The organism is Vibrio sp. 10N.286.46.A8 (assembly GCF_041470165.1).
Lineage (GTDB): Bacteria > Pseudomonadota > Gammaproteobacteria > Enterobacterales > Vibrionaceae > Vibrio > Vibrio tasmaniensis_A.
This window is the reverse complement of record NZ_JBFRLX010000123.1, coordinates 20,580-28,112: the sequence shown is the minus strand read 5'-3', so window position 1 is coordinate 28,112 and position 7,533 is coordinate 20,580. Positions and strand designations below refer to the sequence as shown.

General features: G+C 44.2%; 7 protein-coding genes. 6 read left to right on the top strand and 1 reads right to left on the bottom strand.

Annotated features, from left to right (window positions below; all coding sequences use genetic code 11):
• Window positions 1–203 (top strand): lactonase family protein (locus AB4232_RS13090; protein ID WP_372087289.1); only part of this gene is annotated, 203 nt, incomplete at its 5' end.
• A gap of 80 nt (window positions 204–283) precedes the next feature.
• Here AB4232_RS13090 and AB4232_RS13085 read toward each other — a convergent pair.
• Window positions 284–1,459, bottom strand: coding sequence for a 2-octaprenyl-3-methyl-6-methoxy-1,4-benzoquinol hydroxylase (locus AB4232_RS13085; protein WP_372087288.1), 1,176 nt, complete (start codon window positions 1,457–1,459; stop codon window positions 284–286).
• A gap of 308 nt (window positions 1,460–1,767) precedes the next feature.
• Here AB4232_RS13085 and miaB point away from each other — a divergent pair, with 308 nt between their 5' ends.
• From miaB to lnt, 5 genes are all read left to right on the top strand, one after another.
• Entirely contained in the window at window positions 1,768–3,192 is a 1,425-nt protein-coding gene (gene miaB / locus AB4232_RS13080; protein ID WP_009848484.1) for a tRNA (N6-isopentenyl adenosine(37)-C2)-methylthiotransferase MiaB, read from the top strand.
• A gap of 163 nt (window positions 3,193–3,355) precedes the next feature.
• Window positions 3,356–4,477, top strand: coding sequence for a PhoH family protein (locus AB4232_RS13075; protein ID WP_372087287.1), 1,122 nt, complete (start codon window positions 3,356–3,358; stop codon window positions 4,475–4,477).
• Window positions 4,478–4,939 (top strand): rRNA maturation RNase YbeY, encoded by a 462-nt coding sequence (gene ybeY, locus AB4232_RS13070; protein WP_372087286.1) that lies wholly within the window; start codon window positions 4,478–4,480, stop codon window positions 4,937–4,939.
• Between the two features lie 120 nt (window positions 4,940–5,059).
• The gene (corC, locus tag AB4232_RS13065) at window positions 5,060–5,950 is read left to right on the top strand and encodes a CNNM family magnesium/cobalt transport protein CorC (RefSeq protein ID WP_009848481.1); all 891 of its coding nucleotides are present in this window, start codon (window positions 5,060–5,062) and stop codon (window positions 5,948–5,950) included.
• 32 nt (window positions 5,951–5,982) lie between these two features.
• Complete coding sequence (lnt, locus tag AB4232_RS13060; protein ID WP_371728470.1) at window positions 5,983–7,500, top strand: apolipoprotein N-acyltransferase; 1,518 nt, start codon at window positions 5,983–5,985, stop codon at window positions 7,498–7,500.
• Window positions 7,501–7,533 lie beyond the last annotated feature (33 nt).

The following is a 7,533-nucleotide window of genomic DNA, read 5'->3' as shown; positions in this document are numbered from 1 at the left end:
AAAAGCTCATTTTTATGGATAGTTACGATGTTGAAGGTAAGTTCCCTCGCGACTTTCATATCACTAATGACGGACAATGGCTTATCTCCGCAAACCAGCACTCCAACAACCTCACGTCATTCAAACGAAATATTGAGGATGGGTCTCTCATTTATACTGGATGCTCTTTAGCCATTGATGCGCCTGTTTGTGTGACGCAATAACATTAAGCATTATCACGAAATCAAAGAAGGAGAGCCTCTGCTCTCCTTCTTTTTATAACTAGATAATTTGGACTAACCAATCACAACCCTAAAGCGTATTTAAGCACCTGTGATTTAATCGGCCCTGAGTTTTCTGCTAGCTTTAGTGCTGCATTTCGCACAAACTTAAGTGGGCCAATGTCATTGCTAAACGTTTTGTAGAAAAAGTCCATGCCACTTTGCATCATTAGATTGTCACCTCTTCTGATCACTTCATAGCGTCTCGCCACAGATTGATTCAATTCACCTTTCTCTTGGGTGATATCCAATAGTGCTGCCACATCTTTAAAACCCAAGTTAACACCCTGCCCTGCTAGAGGGTTAATCGTATGTGCAGAGTCTCCGACTAAAATACAGTTATTCTTTGAGTATGATTGAGCATGACGTCGTGTCAGAGGAAAAGAACCCGAGTTCAAAACTTTGATATCACCTAACTCTTTAGGAAAGTTAGCGAGTACTTCATTACGCAGCTTTTCAGGGGGCATTGCTGACAGTTGCTTAATACGCAGTGGAGAATCATACCAAACTAACGAGCCCTGCCCGACTTCTTGATCGTCAGAGACTAGAGAACACAAAGGCAAAAATGAACGAGGACCACTTGGTAAAAATTGCTGCCAAGTAATATCTTGCTGAGGCTGTTCTGTTTCTACGTTGATAAGCATGCAGTGCTGTCGGTAATCCCAAGCCGTAATACCAATCCCTGCTTGCTGACGGACGGCTGAATTTGCGCCATCAGCGCCAACCACCCACTTCGCTGACAACTGAGTACCCGACTGAAGCTTGACTATATTGGTTTCACCAAACTCAATCTCATCGAGCTTTTCTGGACATAACAGTTCGAGATTGTTGTAGGCATCAAACTGAGCCCATAAACCCAATTGGATTAATCGATTCTCAACGATGTAACCTAAACGAGGTAAATCAAGAGATGCAGCATCAAACCGAGTACGACACTCTGGGTGTTCCCAAGTTTCCAATCGCTTGTAAGAACAGACGCGCATCGCTGCAATACTTTGCCATGCACCAAGATCTTCAAGCAAATCGACCGATGCTTGAGAAATCGCTGACACACGAATGTCCATCGCTTGCGACTCATCAAAAGCTTGTGGGGCAAAACCTTCGATCACCGCAACACTCAGACCTTGCTTTGCAAAACCGATTGCTGTTGCTGCACCAACCATGCCGCCACCGACGACTACAATATCGTAACTGTTCATATTTTGTACTTATCAGTTTGATTCTTTGACTGTTTTTGATTGTACTTTTTCATAACGAACTTGTAACCAAAAACCTTATTCGAAAGAAGGGTTATCCCTTATGGCATATGGCGTTAACGATAATAAAAACCACTACATAAGAGATTTGTTCAGACTACTAGTCAGTCGGTTTTGAAACCAGTACAATACGCCGCTTGCCGCTAGAGCCTGTCATAAAATTGAATACCGAATTATGACGAACGGAGCTAGCGGATGAATAATGGGCGATTTGCTCCCTTAAATTAAACTAACGATCGAGCGAACATATAATGAGTAAGAAACTGCTAATTAAAACTTGGGGCTGTCAGATGAATGAATATGATTCATCAAAAATGGCCGACCTGCTTAACGCTGCAAATGGCTATGAGCTAACTGAAGTACCTGAGGAAGCAGACGTACTACTATTGAATACTTGTTCCATCCGCGAAAAAGCGCAAGAAAAAGTATTCCACCAGCTTGGTCGTTGGAAAACGCTTAAAGATAAAAAAGAAGGTGTGGTGATCGGTGTGGGTGGCTGTGTAGCGACTCAAGAAGGTGATCACATTCGTCAACGTGCACCTTACGTAGACGTTATCTTTGGCCCACAAACATTACACCGTTTACCAGAGATGATTAAGTCATCACTGTCTAACGAAAAGCCAGTAATGGACATCTCTTTCCCAGAGATCGAAAAGTTCGATAACCTGCCAGAGCCAAAAGCAGACGGCGCAACAGCCTACGTTTCTATCATGGAAGGTTGTTCTAAGTACTGTACTTACTGCGTTGTTCCATATACTCGTGGCGAAGAAGTTAGTCGTCCAATGGATGATGTGCTATTCGAAGTTGCACAACTTGCAGAGCAAGGCGTACGTGAAGTAAACCTGCTAGGCCAAAACGTAAACGCATTCCGAGGCCCTACTCACGAAGGTGACATCTGCACATTTGCAGAGCTCCTTCGCCTAGTTGCGTCTATCGACGGTATCGACCGTATTCGTTTCACAACAAGCCACCCGCTTGAGTTTGGTGACGACATCATTGAAGTTTACAAAGATACCCCTGAACTAGTGAGCTTCCTTCACCTACCAGTACAAAGTGGTAGTGACCGTATTCTTACGATGATGAAGCGTCCACATACGGCTATCGAGTACAAATCTATTATCCGTAAACTGCGTAAAGCTCGTCCTGACATTCAAATCAGCTCTGACTTTATTGTTGGTTTCCCTGGTGAGTCTAAGCAAGACTTCCAAGATACAATGAAGCTAATTAAAGAAGTTGATTTCGATATGAGTTTCAGCTTTGTTTTCTCTCCACGTCCAGGTACGCCAGCGGCAGATTACCCATGTGATGTACCAGCACAAGAGAAAAAAGATCGTCTGTACGAACTGCAACAAACAGTAAACACACAAGCTATGCGTTTCTCTCGTCTAATGCTAGGCACAGAGCAGCGTATTCTTGTTGAAGGTCCATCAAGAAAGAATCTCATGGAACTGCGTGGCCGTACTGAAAACAGCCGTGTTGTGAACTTCGAAGGTTCTGCAGACCTAATCGGTCAGTTTGTAGATGTGAAGATCACTGAGGTTTACACTAACTCACTACGTGGTGAGCTAGTTCGCACAGAAAAAGACATGGGTCTACGCGTTGTAATGACTCCAGCAGAAATGATGGAAAAAACAAAACGTGAAGACGAGCTAGGTGTAGCGACATTTACGCCATAGGCAATACAACTGTTTGAGCACAAAGCGCAAACACAAAGCTTGAAATTACCTAACTAAGTGACCATCTTAGAAATAGGGATATCACCATCAAAAGCCCGGTCTAAATCGGGCTTTTTGCTCTTTTTTATATTTAAGAGTGAGTGGCACAAAATGAGAGGCTAATTTGAGCAATAAAATCGTTACCTTAGAGATAAATCTAGAGCCAGCAGACAACAAGCGCTTGGCAAGTTTATGCGGACCATTTGACGACAACATCAAGCATCTTGAGCGTCGTCTGGGCGTTGAGATTAATTACCGTAGCAACTTTTTCACGATTGTCGGTAAGCCTCACACTACAGCCGCCGCTTTAGACATCATCAAACACCTCTATGTTGAAACGGCTCCAGTTAAAGGCAACATAATCGATATCGAACCAGAGCAAGTGCATCTGGCGGTCACTGAGTCTGGTATTTTGGAGCAACACGTCGAGTCTGAAATCGACTACGGCAAAGAAGTGACCATTAAGACTAAAAAAGGCGTCATCAAACCTCGCACGCCAAACCAAGCACAATACCTAATGAACATGGTCACTCATGACATCACTTTTGGTATTGGACCTGCTGGTACTGGTAAAACATACTTAGCTGTTGCGGCTGCGGTTGATGCACTTGAACGTCAAGAGGTTCGTCGAATCCTACTGACTCGTCCTGCTGTTGAAGCTGGTGAGAAGCTTGGTTTCCTACCGGGTGATTTAAGCCAAAAAGTAGACCCATATTTGCGTCCGCTTTACGACGCACTGTTTGAAATGCTTGGCTTTGAGCGAGTTGAGAAGCTGATTGAACGTAACGTGATTGAAGTTGCTCCACTGGCTTACATGCGTGGTCGTACATTGAATGATGCGTTTATCATTCTTGATGAGAGCCAAAACACCACGGTAGAACAGATGAAAATGTTCTTAACCCGTATCGGTTTTAACTCACGCGCTGTGATCACAGGTGATATTACACAAATCGATTTACCTCGTGGTGCAAAATCAGGCCTACGCCACGCAACTGAAGTGCTCAGTGAAGTGGATGATATTAGCTTTAACTTCTTCATGTCTGAAGACGTCGTTCGTCACCCTGTCGTTGCTCGTATCGTCAACGCGTACGAGAAGTGGGAAGCAAAAGACCAGAAAGAGCGCAAAGAGTTTGAACAACGTAAGCGTGAAGAGCGCGAGGCCAAGCTTCTTGAGACTCAGCAAGCCGTTACGACACAATTAGCAACACAAAATAGCTCTGTCATTGCAGAACAAGGTGATAAATAGATGTCTATTGAACTAGACCTGCAATTAGCAGTCGAAAATGAGCAAGGTCTTCCAACTGAGCAAGATATTCAACTTTGGTTAGACAAGACAATTCCTCAGTTTCAAAAGAACGCCGAGTTGACGGTTCGTATTGTTGATACACAAGAAAGCCACCAGCTCAATCATGACTATCGTGGAAAAGATAAGCCAACTAACGTGCTGTCTTTCCCATTTGAAGCACCACCAGGAGTGGAATTAGATCTACTGGGTGACCTCATTATTTGCCGCCAAGTTGTCGAAAAAGAAGCAGAAGAGCAAAGTAAGCCTCTGCTAGCACACTGGGCTCATATGGTTGTACATGGCAGTCTGCATCTGCTAGGTTATGATCATATCGAAGATGATGAAGCTGAAGAGATGGAGTCACTCGAAACAGAAATCATGCAAACTATGGGGTTTGAAGACCCGTATATTCTAGAAAAGTAAATTGATTCTAGTAACGTAGGTTGCAGAGAAACAATAACTCATCGAACCTGTGATTTTCGCAGGAATCTGAGTTGTAACGTGTGCTATCACACTTCTGATAGCGTTATTTTTTGAGAAATCATGAACGAAGGTAACCCCCCCACTTCTGAGGGAAGTAAAAAATCTGAAGGTCCGAGTAGAAAGTCCTTCTTTGAACGCCTAGGCCAACTATTTCAAGGTGAAGTAAAAGATCGCCAAGAGCTCGTAGATGTAATCCGCGACTCAGAAATTAATGACCTAATTGACCACGACACGCGCGACATGCTCGAGGGTGTAATGGAAATTTCAGAGATGCGAGTACGCGACATCATGCTGCCTCGCTCTCAAATGGTTACAGTTGAACGCACCGATGATTTAGATACATTGATTGCGCTTATTACTGATGCTCAACACTCTCGCTACCCAGTGATCAGTGAAGATAAAGACCATGTTGAAGGCATTCTATTAGCGAAGGACCTACTTAAGTATTTGGGTTCAGAAAGTGCCCCATTTGATATCGAACAAGTGATTCGCCCTGTCGTGGTTGTTCCTGAAAGTAAGCGTGTTGATCGCCTACTCAAAGAGTTCCAAGAAGAGCGCTACCACATGTCTATCGTTGTCGATGAGTTTGGCGGAGTTTCTGGCCTGGTAACCATTGAAGATATCCTCGAAGAAATCGTTGGTGAAATTGAAGACGAGTTCGACGATGAAGAAGAGCTAGATATTCGTAAGCTGAGTAAGCATACTTTCTCTGTTAAAGCTTTAACCACTATTGAAGAGTTCAACGATACGTTTGGAACTGCCTTTAGTGACGATGAAGTGGATACGGTAGGCGGCATGGTTATGACAGCACTCGGTCACCTGCCGGTTCGTGGCGAAATTGTAGAGATTGAAAACTACCATTTCAAAATAACATCAGCAGATAACCGTCGTGTGATTCAGTTACAGGTAACCATTCCTGACGAACAGCCTCTTCCTACTATCGAAGAATAACAACTTCTCTCTAAAGAGATGACAGAAATTAGATGACTAAGACCTTTATTCATCGCCTATTACGGCCGCTTGCGGCCGTTTTTGTTGGCGCTATAACCACCCTTTCATTCGCTCCATACTCTATATGGCCTCTTGCTATTCTCAGCCCAGCTTTGTTGCTGTTACTGATCCACAACCGCTCTCCTAAGAGTGCGCTTTGGGTTGGCTACGCATGGGGTTTAGGTCAATTCACGACAGGTATCAGCTGGGTATACGTCAGCATTGATGGTTTTGGCGGCATGCCACTGGCTGCCAACCTATTTTTGATGGCATTGCTTGTTGGCTACCTAGCCGTTTATTCGGGTCTATTTACCTGGAGTTTGAACAAGTTCTTCCCTGCTAATAACCTAAGCCGCTTTTTCCTTGCAGCTCCTGCATTGTGGTTAATCAGTGATTGGCTACGTGGCTGGGTAATGACGGGCTTCCCTTGGCTTTGGTTAGGCTACAGCCAAATCGATTCGCCACTAGGTTCATTTGCACCGATTGGCGGCGTCGAGTTAGTAACTCTAGCGATCATTGTTTCAGCCTCTGCATTCGCTTATGCGATTGTTAACCGGGCCTGGAGTATCGCTATCATTCCTGCCGTCGTATTTAGCACCGGTTTTGGTATTCGCAACATCGATTGGGTCACGCCGAACCCTGAAAAAACTACGTCAGTCGTCTTAATACAAGGCAACGTCGATCAAGACAGTAAATGGCTGCCGAGTCATCGCTGGCCAACCATGATGAAGTACACCGACCTAAGCAGAGAAAACTGGGACGCCGATATCATCATCTGGCCTGAAGCGGCTATTCCTGCATTTGAGGTAGAGATTCCATCTTTCCTACGAAACTTAGACAGTGCAGCCAAGATGAACAACAGCTCGATCATCACTGGCGTGCTGAATCAATCTGAAGATAAGAAGTACTACAACAGTGTTCTTTCACTTGGTGTGAATCCATATGGTGAGTACAGCTACGATCCAGACGAGCGCTATCATAAACACCATTTGTTACCGTTTGGTGAGTTTGTTCCGTTTGAAGATATCTTGCGCCCATTAGCACCGTTCTTTAACTTGCCAATGTCATCATTTAGCCGTGGCGACTTTGTTCAACCAAACATCGTAGCAAATGGTCGTCATCTAGCGCCTGCGTTGTGTTATGAGATCATATTTAATGATCAAGTTAGACAAAACGTAACAGATGAAACTGACTTTATTCTAACGCTCTCTAACGATGCGTGGTTTGGTCGTTCGATTGGGCCATTGCAACATATGGAAATTGCACAGATGCGTGCTCTAGAGCTTGGTAAGCCGCTTATTCGCTCTACCAACAATGGTGTGACGGCTGTTACCGATTATAAAGGCAACATCATCAAACAAGTGCCTCAGTTTGAAACGGCCGTATTAAAAGCTGAACTCATTTCAACGGATGGTCAAACGCCTTATCACACAGTTGGTACTTGGCCACTGTACATCTGGGCGTTGCTCAGTTTGGTGATGGGTTGGGTAATTAGAAAGCCAAAGAGCTAGATTCGAAGAAAAGTGATTAGAGGGTTGACTGAT